The sequence below is a fragment of the Desulfobacula phenolica genome, from assembly GCF_900105645.1.
GTDB classification, from domain to species: domain Bacteria; phylum Desulfobacterota; class Desulfobacteria; order Desulfobacterales; family Desulfobacteraceae; genus Desulfobacula; species Desulfobacula toluolica.
Genome location: NZ_FNLL01000007.1, coordinates 16382 through 39123 on the forward strand (window position 1 = coordinate 16382; position 22742 = coordinate 39123).

The 22742-nt window shown below is 42.2% G+C and carries 17 protein-coding genes; 4 read left to right on the forward strand and 13 right to left on the reverse strand.

What is annotated here, in order from left to right; all coding sequences use genetic code 11:
- Positions 1-23: 23 nt before the first annotated feature.
- From BLT94_RS12545 to BLT94_RS12565, 5 genes are all read right to left on the reverse strand, one after another.
- Positions 24-1634 carry an acyl--CoA ligase family protein gene (locus BLT94_RS12545; protein WP_014957023.1) on the reverse strand — a complete coding sequence of 537 codons (1611 nt, stop codon included), beginning with the start codon at positions 1632-1634 and terminating at the stop codon, positions 24-26.
- A 166-nt stretch (positions 1635-1800) separates the two neighbouring features.
- Complete coding sequence (locus BLT94_RS12550; RefSeq protein WP_014957022.1) at positions 1801-2463, reverse strand: response regulator transcription factor; 663 nt, start codon at positions 2461-2463, stop codon at positions 1801-1803.
- Complete coding sequence (locus BLT94_RS12555) at positions 2463-4730, reverse strand: cache domain-containing protein (protein ID WP_092234661.1); 2268 nt, start codon at positions 4728-4730, stop codon at positions 2463-2465. Before BLT94_RS12555 ends, BLT94_RS12550 begins: the two co-directional genes overlap by 1 nt.
- A gap of 68 nt (positions 4731-4798) precedes the next feature.
- Complete coding sequence (locus BLT94_RS12560; RefSeq protein ID WP_014957020.1) at positions 4799-6508, reverse strand: hypothetical protein; 1710 nt, start codon at positions 6506-6508, stop codon at positions 4799-4801.
- Between the two features lie 297 nt (positions 6509-6805).
- Positions 6806-8149 (reverse strand): pyridoxal phosphate-dependent decarboxylase family protein, encoded by a 1344-nt coding sequence (locus BLT94_RS12565; protein ID WP_092234664.1) that lies wholly within the window; start codon positions 8147-8149, stop codon positions 6806-6808.
- A 260-nt stretch (positions 8150-8409) separates the two neighbouring features.
- On the opposite strand from BLT94_RS12565, the gene BLT94_RS12570 reads away from it, so the two are divergent.
- The gene (locus tag BLT94_RS12570) at positions 8410-8718 is read left to right on the forward strand and encodes a hypothetical protein (RefSeq protein ID WP_014957018.1); all 309 of its coding nucleotides are present in this window, start codon (positions 8410-8412) and stop codon (positions 8716-8718) included.
- A gap of 148 nt (positions 8719-8866) precedes the next feature.
- Here BLT94_RS12570 and BLT94_RS12575 read toward each other — a convergent pair whose 3' ends face one another.
- A complete protein-coding gene (locus BLT94_RS12575) occupies positions 8867-10039 on the reverse strand; it encodes a pyridoxal phosphate-dependent aminotransferase (RefSeq protein WP_092234667.1) in 1173 nt (390 codons plus the stop codon).
- 308 nt (positions 10040-10347) lie between these two features.
- Positions 10348-11610 carry a two-component system sensor histidine kinase NtrB gene (locus BLT94_RS12580; protein WP_175530348.1) on the reverse strand — a complete coding sequence of 421 codons (1263 nt, stop codon included), beginning with the start codon at positions 11608-11610 and terminating at the stop codon, positions 10348-10350.
- Between the two features lie 953 nt (positions 11611-12563).
- Between BLT94_RS12580 and BLT94_RS12585 the strand changes: the two genes are divergently transcribed.
- Both BLT94_RS12585 and BLT94_RS12590 read left to right on the forward strand, forming a co-directional pair.
- Positions 12564-14213, forward strand: coding sequence for an ABC transporter substrate-binding protein (locus tag BLT94_RS12585; protein ID WP_092234673.1), 1650 nt, complete (start codon positions 12564-12566; stop codon positions 14211-14213).
- Positions 14206-16104: a sensor histidine kinase gene (locus BLT94_RS12590; RefSeq protein ID WP_245743105.1), complete on the forward strand. Its 1899-nt coding sequence runs from the start codon at positions 14206-14208 to the stop codon at positions 16102-16104. Before BLT94_RS12585 ends, BLT94_RS12590 begins: the two co-directional genes overlap by 8 nt.
- Here BLT94_RS12590 and BLT94_RS12595 read toward each other — a convergent pair.
- Both BLT94_RS12595 and BLT94_RS12600 read right to left on the reverse strand, forming a co-directional pair.
- Positions 16101-17510: a sigma-54-dependent transcriptional regulator gene (locus BLT94_RS12595; RefSeq protein WP_245743107.1), complete on the reverse strand. Its 1410-nt coding sequence runs from the start codon at positions 17508-17510 to the stop codon at positions 16101-16103. The genes BLT94_RS12590 and BLT94_RS12595 overlap by 4 nt on opposite strands.
- Positions 17511-17705: 195 nt before the next feature.
- Positions 17706-17972 carry a hypothetical protein gene (locus BLT94_RS12600; protein ID WP_092235121.1) on the reverse strand — a complete coding sequence of 89 codons (267 nt, stop codon included), beginning with the start codon at positions 17970-17972 and terminating at the stop codon, positions 17706-17708.
- Between the two features lie 572 nt (positions 17973-18544).
- Here BLT94_RS12600 and BLT94_RS12605 point away from each other — a divergent pair.
- A complete protein-coding gene (locus BLT94_RS12605; protein WP_014957010.1) occupies positions 18545-18745 on the forward strand; it encodes a cold-shock protein in 201 nt (66 codons plus the stop codon).
- Between the two features lie 124 nt (positions 18746-18869).
- Here the strand turns inward: BLT94_RS12605 and rocD are convergent, their stop codons facing one another.
- The 4 genes from rocD to nqrD form a co-directional block, all read right to left on the reverse strand.
- Positions 18870-20057, reverse strand: a complete 1188-nt coding sequence (gene rocD, locus BLT94_RS12610; protein ID WP_092234677.1) for an ornithine--oxo-acid transaminase — start codon at positions 20055-20057, stop codon at positions 18870-18872.
- 188 nt (positions 20058-20245) lie between these two features.
- A complete protein-coding gene (nqrF, locus tag BLT94_RS12615; protein ID WP_092234678.1) occupies positions 20246-21457 on the reverse strand; it encodes an NADH:ubiquinone reductase (Na(+)-transporting) subunit F in 1212 nt (403 codons plus the stop codon).
- Positions 21458-21485: 28 nt separating this feature from the next.
- Positions 21486-22094, reverse strand: coding sequence for an NADH:ubiquinone reductase (Na(+)-transporting) subunit E (gene nqrE / locus BLT94_RS12620; RefSeq protein WP_014958239.1), 609 nt, complete (start codon positions 22092-22094; stop codon positions 21486-21488).
- Between the two features lie 9 nt (positions 22095-22103).
- The gene (nqrD, locus tag BLT94_RS12625) at positions 22104-22736 is read right to left on the reverse strand and encodes an NADH:ubiquinone reductase (Na(+)-transporting) subunit D (RefSeq protein ID WP_092234681.1); all 633 of its coding nucleotides are present in this window, start codon (positions 22734-22736) and stop codon (positions 22104-22106) included.
- Positions 22737-22742: the final 6 nt, after the last annotated feature.

Here is a 22742-nt window from a genome sequence, read left to right on the forward strand (position 1 = left end):
GCTTCAAATCTGCAGCAGGACTGCTAATTCACCATGCGATCATGGCCCTCCCATTCCTTTTCCCGAAGTTTGAATTTCTGAGTCTTGCCGGTAGCGGTTTTCGGCAATTCTCCGAATTCAACGTATTTTGGTGCTTTAAACCGTGCCAGTTTTGTTCTGCAAAATTCAATAATATCCTCTGCAGCAGGCTGGGTTCCGTTCTGCAGTGCAATAAAGGCCTTGGGCACTTCGCCCCATTTCGGATCCGGCACAGGAATCACAGCCACCTCAAGAACGTCGGGATGGGTGAACAGAACATTTTCTATTTCAACGGTTGAAATATTTTCCCCGCCGCTGATAATGATATCTTTTTGGCGGTCCATGATCTGAATGTAATTATCCGGATGCATTACAGCCAGATCCCCGCTGTGAAACCAGCCTCCCCGGAATGCATCATTGGTAGACTCAATATCTTTGTAATACCCCAACATGACATTGTTGCCCCGCATGACGATTTCGCCCATTGTTTTCCCATCCCTTGGAACAGGTTCCATTGTTTCAGAGTCTACAACATCCATATGTTGAGCAACAATATACGGAACGCCCTGGCGTGCTTTAAGCCGGGCTTTTTCAAAGGGATCAAGGTCATCCCACCTGGGTTGCCAGCGGCAGATACTGTGAGGCCCAAATACTTCTGTGAGACCATAGCTCTGGAGAATATTTGCGCCAATACTCTCCATGTTCTGAATGACCGTGGGTGCCGGTGGTGCCCCGGCTGTCATGATTTCAAGGTTGCCTGACAGCGTTAACCGGTTTTCCCTGGCATAGGCCGACATTGAGATAAGAATGGTGGGAGCGGCACACAGATGGGTGATCCCCTTAGAATCAATAATATTGTAAATTTCTTCCGGGACCACTTTGCGCAGACACACATGGGTGGCTCCCATAGCAGTTATGGCCCAGGTGAAACACCACCCGTTGCAGTGAAACATGGGAAGTGTCCAGAGATAAACGGAGTCGGGGCTGATCTTGAACTCAAGCAGCTCACCAATGGCATTCAAATATGCCCCGCGGTGATGATACATAACTCCTTTTGGCTGTCCGGTTGTTCCGCTGGTGTAGTTGATGGTTATGACATCTCTCTCATCGGTTACAGCAAGTTCAACTGGTTCCTCTGACCCGGAAGCAAGGAAGGTTTCATAATCCGGTCCATCAAGGGGCTTTGAATCGTCAAGATCACAGATATTGACATAAGTGCCAACCTTGGGCAGCGAAGACGAAATAGAGGCAACCGTGCTGCCGAACTCATTGTCCGCAAACACAGCCTTTGCATCTGAGTGATCAATAATATAGGCGATTTCATTGGCAGACAACCTGATATTGATGGATACCAGGACCGCCCCGATCAGGGGAACAGCATAATGGGCCTCCAGCATGGGCGGGGTATTGGGGCAGATGAATGCAACTTTGTCACCCTTGCCTATATTGTTTTTTTTCAGGGCATTGGCCAGGCGAAATACCCTTTCCTGGAATTGGGCATAGGTGAAGTGCCGGTCCCCATAAATCACTGCCGCCTTGTTGGGATAAACCTCGACACTGCGGCTGAGAAATTTCACCGGACTCAGCAAATCATAATTTACACTCTGCTCAGGCATTTTTGTTCCTCCTTGTACCTTTTTGTTGTCAATAAACAATGGTCGCTAAACCTTAATCAGGATTTGAATATAATTTAGCAATAAGGCATAAGGGTTTCAATCGGTCAACAGCGGATAATCATACTGCCGATAATCTTAGGCGGGATAGGTTTAGAACCTAGAAAAGTTATTTTTCCATTTTCCGGGACCAGTGGACGGCGGATTTGACAAGCTCTGTGTAGTGTTTGAGGTTCAGCTTTGTTTTGATATTCTCGCGATGGGTGCCGATGGTTTTGATGCTTAAATTCAACCGAGCAGCAATCTCCTTTGAATCAAGACCGTCTCCGATAAGACGGAATACTTCGAGTTCCCGGTTGGTTAAAATGTCCAGGGAAATTTTTTCGCCGGCCGTCTTGCGGGAAACCAGCCGGCTGAATATCTTGTCCTTAATCTTTTGACTTGCATAAATCTCACCTGACAGCACCTGGCGAATGGCCTTGACAACATGGCTGATGGCCTTCTGCTTCATGATATATCCGCGGGCACCGGCCATCAGCGCCCTTTCTGCATAAAGGGTTTCGTCATACATAGAAAGCACCAGTACCGGCAGATCCGGATATTCCCTGTTGATGTCCTCCACAAGGTCGATCCCGTTACTCTCCTTGAGCGAAATATCAACAATAACAAGATCGGGACAATGGTGTTTAATGGCGGTCCATGCTTTGTCTGCGGTATCTTCACTGGTGCTGACCGTCAAATCAGGTTCCCTGCCGATCAGTTCTGTCATGCCAAGGCAAAAAACAGGATGATCATCCACAATCATTATTTTAAAGGTGTTTTCAAGTTCCATCAGACGATTTCCTCCTTTTGAGCATTTGACAAGGTATTTTTGATGTAAACATGCACCATGGTTCCGTTCTGCCCGGTTTCAATATCAAACCTCGCATCAATAATTTTTGCACGATATGCCATTATCTGCAACCCCATGCCATGCTGAATGCCTGTATTCTTTATCCCCCTGCCGTTATCTTTGATACACATATGGATTAATTCATTTTCCCTGGACAAGCAGAGTTCAATCCTTCCTGCGTCTGAATGTTTTACGGCATTGGTTACCGCCTCCCTGGCAATATAATAAAGATGGGTGGCCACACTATTATCCTGAAACACCACGGTTTTGTCCACATCAAACCTGAACTTTATCCCGGAAGCGTGTCCCAGAGTATCGGCTATTTCCTCAAGTGAGGCCTGGAGGCCGTGGGAAACCAGGTGGACGGGACACAAGCCCCTTGCCAGGGACCGGGCCTTGCCAATGGCATCCTCGATCAACACCAAGATTTTATCTGCAAGGCCTTCGCCCGCATGGCCCTGGACGGCCAGATCGCCTTTTAATACCGTGGCCAGACCTGCGATGCCGATCAGGTGAGGGCACAGATCATCATGGAGATCCTGTCCGATTTTCCGGCGCTCCCGGTCCCCCACATGAATCAACTGCTTTTCCAGCTGTTTTGATTTGGTGATATCCCTGAGAATGATGATACTGCCGGACGGATTCCCTTTTCGATCCCTGGTAATGGCACCACTTATACTGACATCAACCGTGTGGCCCTGTTTTGAATACCGCCGGGTTTCTACATTATTGATGGCATTACCTGAAATAACCTGATTTATCATTATTTTTGTTTCGTTCCAATTATCTTCAGGCACATAATGACCCATTCTCTTTCCGACACATTCCTCAAGGGACCATCCAAAGACCCTGGTAAATGCCGGGTTGATATAAATAACATTGCCTTTCATATCATAGGTAACAATGGGGTCTGCCGCCGCCTCCATCAACAGGAAATACCTTTCCTGGCTTTTCCTTTGCGCCTCTTGGGCAATGCGCCGCTCCTGGATCTGGTTCTGCAGGCTCTGGTGATAGGTTTCCAGCCGGTCCATGAACCGGTTAAAATAAACCACCAGCTGCCCGACTTCGCCTGTGGAATCATTTTTCATTCGGGCCGTAAAGTCGCCCTCTCTTACACAGTCAAACCGCCCCATCAATTCGCGCAGGGGATTTGTGATGGATGAGCTGATCTTGAATGTAATTGCCAGCATGAGCAAAAAAAAAGCAATGGAAACGCCAAAAATAAAATTACGGATGGTATCAAGTGGGCTGTAAAACTCATCCAGGTAACACGAAGACGCAACAATCCACTGATATTCATCAATATAATTGAACATAACCATCTTCTGCCTGGCTTTGGGTTCATCAGGATTTTTCCAATAATAAACGGATTTTCCCTTTTTACGTTTCATCATATCTTCGAGATACTTGTTGGGAAGCTCTTCTGCATCAAAAATATTGATGCCCTGAAGTTTTGGATGGATAACGGCGGTTCCCCTGCTGTCAATCACAAAGGAATACCCTGTTTTTCCAAATTTAAGGGAAAGTATGCTTTTACGAAAATCCTCCACATTTACCAGCTTGGTAAATTCAGTACGATAAGCACTGGCGGAAATAATCCAGTCCCAGGGTTCAAAATACACCATATAAAGGGCCTTTGGCCGGGGAACGGTTTCTCCCGGATTCTTCCATTCATATTCCAGGTATCCCTGAGGAGACCTCATTTGCCGGGATACAAAATCATGGTGGGCAACATTGGAACCGATCAGGGTGGGCTGCGGATGGACTACTACCATGCCATTGCTGTTCACACCATAAATATATCCTGATGTGCCGATTGTCTGGCAGAGCATCAATTCAGATGCCCTCTCTTTGGCCTCAGCTTCACTGATCCTGTTGTCCAGGGCCTGATTGTAGAGACTGCGAACGATTTCTTCATTTTTTTCAGCAACGGCTCTTAAATGATTTTTTATGGAAACCGTCACAGATGTTTTTACCAGGTTGAAAATCATCTGGGTCGTATTGTTCAGTTCGCTTTCAATGCTTGTCTCTATATTATTTCTTACGAATACATAAATAAAAAGGCTGCATAACAGCATGGAGAGGAAAAAAACAATGGAAAAACTGACAAGAAATTTATAGCGGATCTCAAGAGACTTGAACAAAGACCTCATTGCCTTGAGACGGTTATTGATTGTTTTCAGTAACCGGCTGTACAGATGCAGCATATTCACATTATAACCCCATTAAAAATTATTCATTCATAATGATACGGACACAATAAGCGCCCTCTCCTTTACTTATGAATGGTAAGCTGGGGAAAGGGAATTTCCCATTTATTCAGGGTGCAGGCATCCACGCACCAGCGCTGGATGGCCCTGGACAACCGCTGGTACAAAGGGGCCATATCACCTTTAAAATCCGCAATCACAACCATGTCAAGGGATGATCCGCCAGCCTGACAAAACTCCACCTTTAGATTCAACAGGCTCTTTTTGTACCCTTCCGCATCAATTTGGGTCTCAATATATGATTTTAAAATTTCAAGTATACTTCCTGTGGATTCTTTCTGAAGATCATAGCTGATGCCGAAAGGGATTTTAAGCCTGAAATTGACAGAGATGTTCAATGGGGACAATGCCAGAAAATCGCTCGTCTGGTAGGTTTTATGGGAACCGCCCCGCTGAACCAGTTCCACCATCTCGTGAGAGAGACTTGTAACAACCCCCCTGGTGCCGTCGGAAAGAATAACCCAGTCGCTTCGTTTACAGGGAAACCATGGTTCTTTTTTATGAAACGGCCTGGAGGTTTTACCAAGAAGCTCTTCAATGGGCAGACGAAGCTTGACCCCAAGATAGGGATTTTCAAGCTCACTGAAAACATTGATGCTCTTTACAAGCCAGGGCACGCCATGATGAACCATGCGCTCGCCTTCCCTGACAGCGCCGATATTCAGCATAAGCCGACTCTGGTGCCAGTACTGGGGAAGGGTATGTTTGGCAGCCCAGCCCACTCCCATGATAAAGATAATGGTTAAACTGAGCAACACCCAGTCTTCCACCACATAAAAAACAAACACAAGGACAAACAGGGTTAAAAACAAGGCAAATATTTTAAAGAAAAGATTTAATACCCGGACATGAAAAGGCCTGTATTTGGCCGTATATCCGGGAACAAACCGTACCAAAGCCCTGGAAGATAAGCGTAAAAACAAAACCACCCCCAGGCATGCCATCACAGCAATAAACAGGAATAATCCCCGGGTGCGAAAAAAATTCTTCACAGAGGTCCGGGAGGTTTCAATAATGGATTTTTCTTCGCTCTCCATTTCAGCCAAACGCATGCTCACGATTTCCAGTTTATTCTGAATCTGATTTTCAACCCCCTTCCATTCCGGCAGCAGCTTTTTTAATTTGTTTTTCATTTCCCTGTTTTCCGACCGGGATATCAGAGTGTTAATATTGCCCACTGCCTGCTGGGCAACCGGTAACAGATTCTGGTAATAGGAAAGCTCATCCTTTAATTTTGTTTTATATCTTGCCTTAACCGTCAAACGCTTGATTTCTTTAATACCGGGCTCAACCAGACCAACCAACTCATTTTTCCAATCAAACTCTTCGACTTTTTTTTCAGCAAACAGCCCGACATCTATGCCTGTGGCAATCCGCTCAAAATCCACGGTATAATCATTGAGCTGCTTGTCAAGTTTTTTCAATTCAAAAATCAACGATTCTTTTTCAGTATCTGAACTGCTTTTTTTCAGGACTTTGTTTTTCTCATTTATCCGCTGATTCAGACCTTTTTTCAATTCTGTAATAGAGTGAAGCATTTTCAAAGAGGTTTCATTCTTGTCCAGTTCCGGCTGGGGTTTCAGTGCTTGTTGCTCCAGATTTGAAGAGGGTTCATCAGCTTTGGTATCCTCGGGCAGCGTGGTCTCAACGGCAAGAACCGCACTGCAAGAACAAAAATACAAAAAAAGAACCATAAAAATAAAACGGTGAATCATAAATAACCTCTCGAAATTAAAGTATTTATCGTTTACAAACTCAATTGTCTTTTATGAGTTTCAAGCCGATTCAGCATCTGTTTTATGCTGTAATTGGCTCCAGCCAAGCGTTTTCTGACTTTTATAACCCTTATAAGGTTTAAGAATGATATTCAAGTCAAAACTGTGTATTTAAAAATTCTATCGTGAGCAAACCTGGATTAAAAACCAAGTCTGCCCTTTGCAGTTTACATGAAAGAACTTCTAAATTATTGGAATCAGATCTCTTTGTTTTTGTAATATCCACATACCGTGATATCAAACGTTTAAAGTTTTTATCGATGTTTGAATTATGTCAAACATCTTTTCTATCCAGTAATCATGTTCAGGTTTCATTAAACAGGATCTAAGACATGCAAGATCATCACTATCCCATTGGATGTCACAATGATGACTTGCGATTGATTGTGGAATATTTACCAAAGCCAGATGAAGATTTAATTGGGCAGCCTTTTGAAAAAACCTTCTGTTTCGCTTAGAAATCTCTTTGGAAGAAACCCCTTTCAGGCTCCAGACAATAATATCAAGGTCTGGTTTAAAAAAGGTGAAAAATTCATCAGCACTGTTTATCAGCTCAAATAATTTAATCGCGGCATGTCTTGATTTCTCAAGATTTTTTGCAAACTCACCGCCTTTTTTCATTGGGAAATATTGCTGAGTGGCCCATAAAGCCACGGAAGATGCCCCTGCCCTTGAACATTCAAGGCTGATTTCCCCAAGATGAAGTTCATCTGATGTAAAATAGGTATAAGGTGACTCATGCTTGTAAAATTTCCCAACATGAGGATCTTTGAACAAGATACAGCCGCATCCATAGGGCTGGAGGCCGTGTTTGTGAGGGTCCACGACAATTGAATCTGCTTTATGCATTTGCTCAAATGCCAAAGTGGTTTCTGCGGACAAATTTGTTGCCAGTTTAAAATATCCGCCGTAGGCTGCATCGATATGGATTCTGAATTTATATTGTTTTTGCAGGTCAAGAATTTTCGTTAACGGATCAATTTTTCCACATCCTGTTGTCCCCATTGTCACAACGACTGTTCCGACATCAAAATCTTTTAAAATTTTTTCCAGGGCAACCGTATCCATGACACCATCATGATCAGCAGGAACCGGTTTAAAAGCAATTTTTAAAACATCACATATTCTATTATGAGTATAATGGGCCTGTTCGGAAGCCACAATGACTTTTCCGGGATTCATTTTTTCACAAATCCAGAGTGCTTCAAGGTTGGCAAAGGTGCCTCCGCTGGTCAAATGACCGAGAAAATCATCCCACCCAAACATATAGGCAATGTTTGAGACCGCTTCTTTTTCTAATTTTGAACTGGCGATTCCCCCGTCAATGGCATGATTATTGGGATTCATCAACATTGCCAGGGTATAGGACAACAAGGCAACCGGATGAGGTGGTTTCAGCATCTGGCCTGCATACAAGGGGTGATGATAAGGGTAGTTGCTTTTTAATTTTTCAGCAACCAGGTTCAAAATAGTATTGATTTTTCCCATATCTTTTTCTTGCTCAAAACAAGGCAGGTGATCAAAACCTGACAACAATTGAGTCATTGCCTCGTGAAGATGTATGATCAATTCTTTTTCCATTTTTATCTCTCCGGCTTGAATTCATTGTCCATGGTTTCTTCTATTGTTTGGAAGCCACTATGTTTTTTAATTCTATGTTTAAAATAAATCCTTTGAATAGTAAAGACTCTTAAATCATGGAAATTATCTTGGCTTAAATGCAAGAGTATAACCCCTAAATTTAGGGCTTGACTTGGCCGGTTTATTCCCATAAATGAATTAAAATAATGTTAAACCTGTTCAATTTTTTGCATTACGAATTAAACAAAATGGATACATAAATGAATAAAAATACTGATACCTTTCAGATAGATCCTCCGGCAAATCCTCCGAAAGATGATTTCACCATCCGATGTCCAAGACTTGGACATCAGATCAATTTTTCCTATTGCCGGTCTGAAAATAGCGGAGATCCCTGTTTTAAAACCCTTGATTGCTGGTATCCCCATTTTGATGTTCACGCCTACCTCAAAAACAGCTTAAAAAAAGATGAATTCAAAAAAATCTTCTTAAACAAGGCAAAACCAAAAGTCCTGTCATTGTTTGAATTAATTGAACAGGCAAAAAAAAGGAAAGAAAAGCAGGATTAATCTTTTTAAATCAGACAACCATCCATTTAAAAAAAACAAACTATGAGCAGGACTGATAGGATGTGAATGGCATTTAAATAATGGCTGACCCTGCCGCCTTTGTTATACCGGAGACAGGGTCATAAAATTTTCATTTTACCATAATGTTCTATTTTACACTGTCAAAGGCTTTTTTGAATCCATCAAAAGATCCGGTAATGGTTTTGTCCGGAACTGCATACGAAAGCCTGAAATGGCCTGGGCCGCCAAACGCTGTTCCCGGGACTGCAAGAATATTATTTTCCTGTAATATGCCCGCAAACTTAATATCATCCTCAATGGGACTTTTGGGAAACAGGTAAAAAGCACCCTCTGGCACATCAAATTCATACCCGGCAGCTTGAAGTCCTTCACAGAACATATCACGACGTCTTTTATAAATACCGATATCCACAGAAACGCCCTGAAGTTGTCCCACGACCTGCTGAAAAAGTGCAGGTGCATTCACATACATCATGGTATTTGCCACTCCTGCCGCTCCTGCAATCATTGCTGCGTCCTCGGCTTTAGGATGAATGGCAAGATACCCGATTCGCTCTCCAGCCAGAGAGAGCTCCTTGGAATAAGAAGTCAGAACAATGGTATGAGGATAAACATCAAAAACAGACGGCACATCAACACCATAAGAAATCTTTCTATACGGCTCATCTGAAATCAGATAAATCCGTTTTCCAAACTTTTCGCTGGCAGCGTCTAACACCTTTCCCAACCCCAAAAGTTCTGCTTTGTTATATACGATACCGGTTGGATTGTTTGGAGAATTTATCAACATAACCCTTGTCTTTTCAGTAATGGCAGCCTGAATCGCATCCAAATCCAGATGAAAATCAGATTGAGAGGCAACGGTTTTTAAATTTGCACCGACCACAAAGGCATACTGGTTATACCCTACGAAATAAGGTGCTGGCACCAGGATATCCTCACCCGGATTCATCAGGGCCCGCAACACATCATTCAAGGCCCCTGCCGCACCCGCCGTCATGACAACCAGATCAGATGTCAGTCCCACCTCATATTCTTTATTCAGGTAATCGGCAACGGCCTGGCGAACATGAGGATAGCCCGGATTTGGCATATATCCATGAGATATTGCCTCGTTGTTAATCAAATTTAGCAGGGTTTCTTTAACAACTGCGGGTGGGGGAACATCGGGATTCCCAAGAGAGAAGTCAAATACATTATCTGCACCGTATTTTTCTCTCATCCGTATCCCTTCTTCAAACATTTTCCGGATCATAGATGCTGATTCAACCATTTTAACCATTTTATCTGCAATAGGCATTTGATTTTCCTCCGAAATTAAAATTAAAAGCTATACCATACATCAAATTTTTTAAGATGCAAACACTCCTTTAAAAAAGGTATTGCTTTTTTTCAAAGCCGCTCTTTCATTTCAAAAACATATTGAGACCTTAGATAGTCTTTCCAGCCCTTTCCTGCGTGATATCCATATTACATGCCTTTGCCTCCTGTCGGAATCTTCAGGCCTTAGCCATAGCGACACATATTCAAAAAACTCCATTTGCTTTTTTCTTTAATTTGACAGTCATCTGTAATGAGAACAAGGAAAAATACAATCGCTGAGTCAGACTAAAAAAAAGAGTGAATCTGACACAGGGGAATATAGACCTTAAAAAGACTTCCTTTTCCAGGCTCACTGGAAAAATCAATACCCCCCCCATATTTTTTTACGATACTTGAAATAACGGATAGCCCTAAGCCAGTGCCATTTTTCTTGGTTGTAAAACAAGGGTCAAATATCTTATCTTTAATGGCACTGTCTATACCATACCCGGTATCAGCAACACTTAAGCATGCATAAATACCTGGATTCAAGATCAATTTTCCTGAAAAATTCCTGGCAACTTCAATTTCTTTGAGTGTGACATCAAGAATCCCGCCATCCTTTCCCATGGCATGACAGGCATTGGTAATCAGATTCATGACAATCTGATAAACATGGATGGGATCTGCTAAAATCTTTCCACACTCATTATCAATGGACTGAATCACCTTAATTCCAGTTGACATGCTCGAGCGGCTCAATTTTAATATTTCCCGAATAATGGGCTGAATTTTTACAGGACTGGCCTCAAGGGATGAGGTATGAGTGAAACTGAGAATCTGTTTCACAAGACTGCATGCCCTTTTTGCACCGTTAAGAACATTCTCAAGGGTTTCCAGGCGTTTCCTGTCATTGGCCGTATCATCTATGAGTAACTCAAGATTACCGATTATGGGGTGAAGAATATTGTTAAAATCGTGAACAATACCACTGGAAAGATTACCAATGACTTCCATTTTCTGTGCTTGCAGAAGCTGATGTTGCAATTTTGATTTTTCCAGTTCAACATGTTTCAAATCGTTTATATCCGTAATCATCAACCCCAAAGGACTGCCGCAGGAGCAAAATTCCTCATCCATCATAAAATTTACCCGGACCCAGACAAGGGATTGTTTTTTTTTCAGCCGAATATCGAAAGGTTTAAAAACAGTACCAAAAAGGCTTTCTTTGTCTATCTTAATTTTTTTTTTATCTTCCTTGTAAATATAATCAATAAAATTTGTATTGATCAAATGGCGTTTTTCAACACTCAGCATTTTAACTGCAGCCTGATTGGCAATTTTAACAACTCCTTTTTCATTAAGTGCCACATAGGCTAAAGGAAGAGAATCATAAAACATGGATTGGCCATCTCTGAGAAAATCAAAATAATCCGGCATTACATGAACACTTTCATATAAATCAGAACCATGAATAGGATCATCATATATTATCCTTTCAGACGCTTTCCCAAATATTTTTTTGTTCTTTTTTTCTGAAGTAAAATTTTCCAATAGCTTTATGTCCATTATATTATTCTTAAAATAAGTCCGCCTGTCTGACATTTTCAATTAAGAATCTGCCCGGAGGAGATGTAAACCTTTAGACTAATCGCCCTGTTTTTTTCTTTATGCACGACCTTTTACAAGCCCGTCTTTTCAAAACACCTGCATTGAAGGCAATGATTGTGCCAGATCACAACAAGACACAAAAACCTATTAACAATCTTAATTTATTAGCAAAAACATACATACGAAAACCAGTCCGCCACCCGGTGGATTTAAAAGGAATGCACATATTTCAGGGCTTGTTTGTGAGATTAAGGGATAAAAACAGCATAAGTATTTTAAATTTATATATAAAAAGTAGTGCCTGTAAACAAAGACAATTTGCACACTAATATGTGCAAATTGTCTCAAAGCATATCCCCACAAGGCTAAAAACAATACCCAAAACAACAAGAATTCTATTTTTTTATTTTTACCTTTTCGTCTGCACAGAGCCATGTGCATTTTTTAGGAATTATTTTTCAAACTCAGAATAAAAACTAGAGCAATAATCCTTTTATTTCAAATAGTTGTAAAATTATTTTCCAAGAAAAAAATGAGTGGTCCCTGCCTTGCTCTTAATTAAGTTCAACATGATGAACGTTGCACAAAACAATTAACCAACAAAAGGAGATCTAAAATGAAAGAATTAATGGTAAAAGTATTTGTAATTGGTGTTTTGCTTGCTGGATATGCAATGCCTGTTCTTGCTTCTGGTGGCGGCGGTCCCGGCTAATATTTAAAGGAAAGACATCCCTTCATCAAAAAAAAACACGGTTAAATTTGAACCGTGTTTTTTTGTTTCTTATCAATAAGCTTTGGCTTAGAAAAAACCTTGGGTTTCATTTTTGTACTGAGCTTGAAATACTTGCATTCCCCCTCCCCATATGGTAATTTTTTTCTCCTTTAAACCATTGTTAATTAGGAAGAAAAAAATGAATATGTCAGGCCTGTTTTCAATCTTTTGTGTCCCCTTTTTTTTCTTGAACCTAATTTTTCTGCCAGGCTGCACCAACCAAGACAAAAAAGAACAGACACAAAGTGCCTTATCATCATCAGTACCCATCCAGGGTGGTATTTATCGGGCTTCTTTGCGAAGCAACCCGCCCACTCTTGATCCTGCACTTGTTCAAGACAACTATGGAGAAACGATTGTCCACCAGATTTTTGACGGTCTTGTCCGGTATGATTCCTATCTGTCGGTTTTACCGGCCCTGGCTGAAACCTGGCAAGTCAAAGAAGACGGCAAGGTGTACCAGTTTAAACTGAAAAAAACCGCCCGGTTTCACAACCTTGATCCTGTTACCTCCCAAGATGTCATTTTTTCTTTTAAAAGGCTTTTACGGGCGGAACACCCTTCTGCAGTGCTGCCACATCTGCTTAAAATTGTCGGTGCAAAAGAATACAGAGCAGGAACCCTGGAAAATATTCCGGGGTTAAAAATAGAAAATGAACAAATTTTCACTGTACACCTTCGAGAATCCCATGTGCCTTTTTTAACTGCCCTGGGCATGTACCAGGCATCAATTGTTTCACAAAAAGAGGTAATCCTGCTCAAAGAAGACTTTGGAAAAAATCCCGTGGGAAGCGGCCCCTTCAGCTTTATATCCTGGGAAGAAGGCAAATCAATTCAACTTAAGCGATTTGAAGAGTATTATGCCGAACCTGCTTTTCTGGATGAAATTCACTATAAAATTTATCCAGGAGGACAGGACCCCATTATATTCGCTGATTTTCAAAACAACAATCTTGAAGAGATGGAAGTCTACGGGGACGTTAAAAAAAAACTGTCAGAAAATAAAGAGCTTCAATGGTTTCACAGGCCTTCCCTGAGCCTCTTTTTTTACGGCATGAACCTGAAACATCCAAATCTTGCAAACCCAGACCTTCGAAAAGCTCTTTCCATAGCTGTTGACCGCAAGGCATTGGTCAATCAAGTCTACAAAGGCCAGTTTGACATCGCAACAAATATTTTACCCTTGGGCATGCCTGGGCGTACTCCTTTGAGCCAGATGGAGGACAACAACCCTGACTTGGCCCGGCAACATTTGAAACAGGCGTTTAGCACAACCTTAGATAAGCAACCTGAACTGGAGATCGTTTCCGCTATACAAACCCCCAGGGTAGAACAGGAGATAACAATCATAAAAAACGCTTGGAGCAAACTGGGTATTAAAATCAGGGCAAAATACATCACTGACTGGGAAGAATTCGAAACCTATTTAAATTCAGATGCTGTTCAGATTTACCGGTATGTCTGGTTTGCCGACATGCCCGATCCTGACAGTTTTTTATATTCTCTTTTTGCCTCTGAATCACCCACCAATTTCATGAACTTAGAGGATAAAAATATAGACCGGATGCTGTTGGCTGCCAGGGCAATCGTGGACCCTGTTGAACGGGCTGGCATGTACCAGAAAACCGAAGCTGCCATCATGGAGTCTGCTCCCCTGATCCCGCTTTTTTACATGAGTGTGGACCGGGTATACCAGCCCTATGTCAAATCCGTGAACGTAAGTGCCCTGGGAGCCCATAACCTGCAACTCAACAAAATATGGCTGGACAAACACCATCAAAATGACTGAATACAATCAACAAAAAGAACTATACCCGGTAGAACAAAACCATGGCGCACCCAGCAGGAAAAAGCAAACCTTAAAAAAAAAACGCTTTGTTTCCCTGCGCTACAGGTTTATTCTTATCACCTCAATTATGCTTCTGGTGTTGCTGGGGACTCTTGCCGCAGTCCTGGCAGTACTCCAGACTCGAACCATTCGGGGCAGAATTGAAAAACAGGGTATGGCCATTGCAAAAAACCTTGCCGCAATATCAATTGACCACCTGGTTACATATAATTATGTTGCCTTGGAAAAACTTGCAAACCAGGCCGTCAATAATCCTGAAATCATTTATGTAATTGTCCATGACAAAGAAGGAAAAGTGGCTGGTTACAGCCGGCGACCCGATCTGCAGAACCGTTATATGGCAGATGATATCAGCCGGAATGCCATTGCGGCGACAATACCCCTGATAAGTGTCAGGGGTACTGAATCCGGCACCACCCCGGTCATGGATGTGGCTGTGCCGGTTTATATTTCCAATGACCAGGACCGGTGGGGAACCATACGGGTCTGCCTGTCCCTTGATCTGATGTATCAGCAGATCCGTCAAACCCTGTGGAGTATTCTCATTGTGGGGTCTGTGGCCCTTGCCATTGGCATCTTGATATCCAACTGGGCGGCCCAGCGAGTCACCAGACCCCTGGGAACCCTTGTAAATGCAACTGTTGAAGCGGCTCAAGGCAATTTAGATCAAAAACTTTCCATCCGCACCCGGGATGAAGTTGAGATTCTGGCCGATAATTTTTCCGTTATGATACGGGAAATCCTGGCCCATAAACAGCAGTTGGAACACCAGATCAACGAAATAAAACAATTGCAGCAATATGCGGAAAAAATATTGGCCACAATGACAGACGGGCTTTTGGCTGTTGATATGAAGGGAATTGTCACAGCCGTCAATCCGGCTGCCCATGCTATTTTGAGCATTCCCCTGGACCATGCTGCAAAAGACCGCCATGTTTTAAAACTTTTTGATAAAAATAACCCGTTTGCAGCCTATATTCAAGACTCCCTTGAAAATCCTTCCGCCAGAAACCAGCGGGAAATACACCTGCAAAACGGCAAAGAGACCAGGATAATCCTGGCAGGTGCCGGGGTTCTCCAGTCGGATAAAAAAATGCCCCGGCAGATCATATTCAACATTAACGACATTACTGATCTTAAACAGCTTGAGGCTGAAATCCGCCAGAACCAGCGGCTTGCAGACTTAGGAACCCTGGCGGCCGGGATGGCCCACGAAATCAGGAACCCCTTATCCGCCATAAAAACCTATGTGGCGCTGCTGCCGAAAAAGATTGAAAAACCAGGATTTTTAGAAAAATTCCAGAGAACCGTTCCCAGGGAAATCAACCGGTTAAACACCCTCACTGAAGAACTTTTGGAACTGTCAAGGCCCCCTAAATACAATTTTAATCAGACAGATATTAGCCAATTGCTCAGGCAATGCATTGAATTGCTGGAAGCGGATTTTACAGATAGGGGCATCGACTGCCAAAGCGACTTTGCACATGACCTGCCTCAAATCATGGCAGATGCAGACCAGCTTGAAAAAGTATTTATTAATCTCATGCAAAATGGTGCCCAAGCCATGCAAGATGGCGGGATAATGATAATTCATGCATCCTTTAAAGACAACCTGTTGGCAATAGATTTCAGAGATACAGGGCATGGATTTTCTTCCGAACTTGCAGAAAACATTTTTAATCCATTTTTTACAACCAAGGCCAAGGGAACAGGACTGGGGCTGGCCATCACCCATAAGGTGATCTCTGAACACGGAGGTCAGATAAAGGCAAAAAGCCAACAAGGAAAGGGCTGCTGTTTTTCAATCAGCCTGCCCAGGGGAACCCATTAGAGATCATCCTGGTTTCGTGTAAGATTTAAGGATTTCATTTTCTGAATAAGGGTATTTCTGTGAATACCCAGAAGACTTGCAGCCAGGGTCTGGTTCCATCTGCAGTTCTTAAGTGCCCTGAGAATATAAAGACGTTCAAAGGACTGCCGTGCCTGGACAAGCCCCTTGTTTTCCCTGGCCCCTTTTTCCGCACCTTGTGTGGGGTCTCCATGCAACAAAAGGTCAAAAGGCAGATCTTTTTCATCGATAAATTGATTTTCAGGCCCCAGCACTACCATCCGTTCGACAAGATTTTCCAGTTCACGGATATTTCCGGGCCATGGGTAGGCCTCCAGAACAATAATTGCATCCGGGGTAAAGCCTTTGACACTTTTATTCATCCGGCGGTTGAATCTGTCCAGAAAAAAATCCGCCAGAAGCGGTACATCCCCTTTGCGGCTGCGAAGAGGCGGCAGCAATATCGGAACCACATTTAGCCTGAAATACAGATCATCCCTGAACGTACCTTCCTTAACCATCTCATCCAGACTGGTATTGGTGGCGGCAATAATTCGAACATCCACTTTAATTGTACGATGGTTGCCAACCCGTGCAAATTCCCTTTCCTGAATAAATCTCAACAACTTTGCCTGGAATTCGGATTTAAGGCTGGAGATTTCATCCAGAAAAATCGTACCTTGATGAGCAAACTCAAATTTACCAATGGTCTGTTTATGGGCGCCGGTGAAAGCGCCTTTTTCATGACCGAACAACTCGGCTTCCATGAGTTCTGCCGGTATGGCAGCACAATTAATGGCAACAAAAGGTTTGTCATGACGAGGACTTGCATTGTGAACAGCCTTTGCAATCAATTCTTTTCCGGTTCCACTCTCTCCTGTGATCAGGACACTGCTTGACGTATCGGCGACTTTTGACACCAGATCAAGTACCGCAGTCATTTTTTTTGATTTGCTGACGATGGTGTCTCTCCATGAACCTGATGCAGCCTGGGCCCTGTGAAAACTGATTTCTTTTATAAGACTTCTATTTTGCAGAACCTTTTTGAGCCTGTTCAATATGATTTCATGATCAAATGGTTTTGTAATATAATCATAGGCACCGAGTTTGATGGAATCCGTGGCTTCCTGGGCACGGTCCACGGCGGAAATCATGATAATATCCAGCACCTTGTCATGGACCTTGAGACGTCTTAGGGTTTCAATCCCGTCTATTTCCGGCATGATAATATCCAGGAAAACAAGGTCAAACACCTGGTTTTTAACCATTTCAACGGCTTTTAGTCCGTTGTCCACGCAGACAACATCATAATCATCCTCAAGGATCTCTCTTAAGGCATCCCTTATGGCTTCATCATCATCCACCACCAGAATCCGCGCCGGCATCACAACCCCGTTGTTCTCGGTCAAAACTATACTATCCTTTCTATAGTCCCATCACCCCACCCATACTCAAGGGCTGTCATTTCACCATCCGAATACTGCAAATTCCTTTTTTTAGCATAAGTGCAAAGGATTTTTCAACGGTATGCCATACCCGGGCAAATCATCCCTCAGGATGTTAAAATTTCTTAAGAAGAAACATTTTCCATGATCCAGAATTTTTTATTTCAAACCAAGATTATCAAAAAAATTTTGATGTTTCATGCGGTATAATTTTTTATCCTCCTTAACCAGATAAAAAAAATTTTTATTATTATCATCACAGCACTCAAACAGACCGGTATAATCTTTCTGGTCTGTGATATCACAAATCCTGGAAACATCATCATTAAATTTTTTGCATACCGCAAACCAGTCTTCCTCTTTGGCATCTTTTTTAAAGGTTATTTTTTTTGAAGCCTTTTCAAATTCCACCTGAATAGATTTCATAGTTTTTCCTCCCAACATATATGAAATTTGAATAACTGCCACGGGCAGATTTGGTATTTCATTTAAGATCTGCCCACGACAAAGATTAAAAGTCTCTGTATGATTTTTTAAGATTTTCATATAAAAAAAATAAAACTGACTGGAACAATCCTAACAAAAGACAATAGAGGAAGTAAAATAAAAAAATAATGCGGTCAATAATATTAATTTAAGCGCCTGTTTTAAAATTATTCCCCAGAGGATTAAATGGGCTAATTTCAGCAAATTCATATCTATATCAGAGCAGAATCCTACCTGTTCAGTGGGGTTTCCGGCACAATGTGGTATTTTAAAAACCGACTCTAACAAAAACGAAACTTTATACAATATATAAAAAATATTGATTAAAATTAAAAGCCATTTAACTCTTGACTTTTACAGATGTTCCTATATTATATTTTGACTTGCGCTGCTGTATGTAAAGCGCAAAGGTTTCATCCGAAAGGTGTATATTCCCCCCAACTATGGAAGTGGCATTACCCCCAAAGTTAGAAACTGGAATTTTTTATTTTTTATTACAGGAGATTGCCAATATGGCTACTGGTATCGTAAAATGGTTTAACGACTCAAAAGGTTTTGGATTTATTGAACAGGAAAATGGAAAAGATGTATTCGTACATCATAGCGGCATCAATGCAACAGGATTTAAATCCCTTAATGAAGGGGATCGTGTTTCATTTGATGTTGAAGAAGGACAAAAAGGCCCTGCTGCAACAAATGTAACCGTTCTATAGTTAACCGTTTTATTTGCTCTGACAAAGTCATTTTGGTGACTTGAAAAAATAAAGACCCTTGACAGTATTCTGTTAAGGGTTTTTTTTGCTTTTACACCTCTGTTTCATGTACTCACTTATAATATTACCCGATAACCTTGTGAATGATATTAAGCGCATGGTCTATATCTTCTTTTTTTACCACCAGTGGCGGAGCAAACCTGATAATGTTACCATGTGTCTCTTTGCAAAGAATGCCATTGTCTTTCAAACTTTCACAATAGTTTCTTGCGTTTATCTTGTCAGGAATAAATTCAAGCCCAATCATCAGCCCCCTGCCCCGAACTTCTTTTATCAAAGGATTTTTCAGCATTTTTAATCCACTTAAAAAATAATCTCCCATGACAGCGGAATTTTCAATCATATTTTCTTTTATCAATACTTTAAGAGCAGCAACTGCAACAGCGCAGGCCAAAGGATTTCCGCCAAATGTACTGCCGTGTTCACCCGGATTGAGTACATCCATAATCTGTGTATTGGACAAAACAGCAGACACCGGATAAAGCCCGCCTGACAATGCCTTGCCGATAAGGGTCATGTCAGCCTCAATGCCTTCATGCTCTTCGGCCAGCAATTTGCCTGTGCGGCCAAGTCCCGTCTGAATTTCATCAAGAATCAGAACAATATTATTATCATCACAGATCTGCCTGACATCTTTTAAATAGCCTTTGGGAGGAATGATAACACCAGCTTCTCCCTGGATGGGTTCAACCATAAATGCAATGGTATTTTCGTTAATGGCATTTTTCAATGCGGTTGCATCACCAAACGGGATGCTTTTAAATCCCGGGGTAAAAGGCCCGAAACCATCTCTTGCACAAGGGTCTGAACTGAAGCTAATAATGGTAATAGTCCTGCCGTGAAAATTATTATCACAGACAATTATCTGAGCTTTATTTTCAGCAATGCCTTTGATTTTATACCCCCATTTTCGAACAGTCTTGATCGCTGTCTCCACAGCTTCGGCACCACTGTTCATGGGCAGCACCTTATGAGAATTGGTCAGTTCGCATACGGTTTTGTAAAACAAACCCAATTGATCATTTCTAAAGGCCCTTGATGTCAAAGAAAGTTTGCCTGCCTGATCGGTCAATGCCTTGACAATCTCAGGATGACAATGCCCCTGATTCACTGCAGAATAAGCAGACAGGCAATCCATGTAACGATTACCATCCACATCCCATACCCAGATGCCTTCTCCCCTGTTTAAAACAACATCCAGGGGTTTATAGTTTTTTGCTCCCAGCTTTCGCTCAATTTCAAGATAATCCATATTTTTTCATCCTATTCCGTATTAAATCAAAAACTCAATTTTCGAGCTTAAGCGCTGGCAAACCCCGACAAATTTTGCCGACGCTGAAAGTTGAGTCAAAAATCATCTGTTTTATCAGCAACCCCAATCCTTTGGCAGCATACCTTATAACGATGATTAAGGAAATTGAATAAACGATTGTATACAGTTTAAAATTTATCGAAAAAAATCATGTCATCTTCCACGCCGAGATCGTAAAGCATATTGATAATGGCATTGATCATGGGGGGCGGACCGCAAAGGTAATATTCTATTTGCGTGGGATCTTCGTGTTTGCACAGATAGGACTCGCACAGATGGGTGTGGATAAACCCTGTCATGCCTGTCCATCGGTCTTCTTCATCCGGGCTTGAAAGCGCAACATGATAAGCAAAATTATCATGCCGCTGTTCAAGACCTTTGAAAACATCATCATAAAACATCTCTTTTAAGGATCTGGCTCCATACCAAAAAGATATGTTTCGTTTGGTATGAATTCCGTCCAGCTGATGAAGAATATGGCTTCTTAAAGGAGCCATACCTGCACCGCCGCCGACAAAACACATCTCATTGTCCGTCTCCTTTGCCATAAAATCGCCGTATGGACCACTGACCGTTAACTTGTCCCCGGGTTTCAGACCAAAAACATATGAAGAGCCAAACCCGGGAGGGATGCCTTCCGTACCCGGCGGTGGTGTTGCAATTCTGACATTCATCATCATTATTTCATTATCATGGGGAGGATTGGCCAGAGAGTAAGCCCTGAATCCCTGTTTAATACCCTTTGCAGTTAGTTCCAGGAAATTATATTTTTTCCATTCACTCACATATTTGCTTTCAATATGAAAATCCTTGAAAGTCAAGTCATACTCGGGCACGTCAATCTGGACATAGGCACCAGCCTTGAAATCAATGGGGATTTCGGGTTTAATGACCAGCTCTTTGATAAAGGTGGCTACATTATTATTTGAAATGACCGTGGCATCCACTTTTTTAATGCCGAATATGGACTCGGGCACTTTAATTTTAAGATTATTCTTTATTTTCAACTGGCAGGACAAGCGCTTTCCGGCAAGCTTGTCTTTCCTTGTCAGGTGGGCCAACTCCGTGGGAAGAATACTGCCCCCGCCGTCAGTGACCTCACACTTGCACATGCCACAGGAGCCTGAGCCGCCACAGGCTGACGGCAAAAAAATCTCTTTTTGGGACAAAGCAGATAAAAGTGACGGGTTACCTGAAATCTTGATTGGCTCATCTGTATTGTCATTAATTGTGATTTCAAACTCACCCTTGCTGGTCACTTTTGATTCAACAAATAGCAGCACAGAGACAAGAATAAAAATAACACCTGAAAAAACCAATATGCTTAAAAAATACAACACTTTTCGCCCTCCTTTTTCGCCCTGTCTGCTAAAGGGTGATCCCTGAAAACATCATAAAAGTCATGGCCATGAGTCCAGCAATAATCATGGTGATGCCGAATCCGTCAAGCCCTTTGGGAACATCTGAGTATTTGACCTTGTTTCTGATAGCGGCCATTGAGACAATGGCCAGCATCCAGCCGGTTCCCGAACCTGCCCCGAATACAATTGATTCTACAAAAGTATAATTTCTTTCCACCATGAACAACGAGGTTCCAAGGATGGCACAATTCACTGCGATCAAAGGCAAAAACACTCCCAGGGTGACGTAAAGCAGTGGAGAATACTTGTCGATTATCATCTCAACAGCCTGAACAAATGCGGCAATAACGGCAATAAAGGTGATAAATTTTAAAAAACTCAAGTCAAGATCGGGAAAACCTGCCCATGCCAATGCGCCAGGGGCCAGAAGCCCGTGATAAACAATCCAGTTAATGGGGCTTGTCAGCGTCAAAACAAAAATAACTGCAAATCCAAGGCCTGTTGCGGTATCAACATTCTTTGAAACCGCGATAAAAGAACACATCCCCAGAAAATAAGCCAGAAGAATATTACCGATAAATACGGAATTGATAAACAGACTGAATAGATCACCCATAGCTGATTCCTACCTTTCTTCCTTTGATATTCCGGGCAGACTGTTTTTCAGCCATACCAGCAAACCGATAATAAAAAAAGCACCGGGTGCCAGCACCATCAAACCCATGTTCTGATATCCGGCATCAAATATGAATTGCGGAATAACATTGAATCCGAAAAATTTACCCGACCCTAAAAGCTCTCTTAAAAACGCTACACAGACAAGAACCAGGCTGTAGCCCAGTCCGTTTCCAAGCCCGTCAACAAAAGAATCAAACGGTTTATTGGCAAGGGCAAACGACTCTGCTCTTCCAAGAACAATACAATTGGTAATGATAAGCCCTACAAAAATCGACAATTGCTTGGAAATATCATAGAAAAAAGCCTTCAAAATCTGATCGGTGACAATAACAAGGGACGCAATAATGGCAAGCTCTGCAATGATCCTGATATTGGACGGAATTTTTTTTCTTAAAAGAGAAATCAGCAGGCTCGAAAAGGCTGTGACCAGTGTCAAGGCAATTCCCATGACAATAGAAGTCGACATTTTGACGGTAACGGCAAGTGCGGAACAAATACCTAATATCTGGTAGCCAACTGGATTCTCCTTCCATATGCCTTTTGCCAGGATTTCCTTATAGTTTGTTTTTTCTTCCGACATTGATAC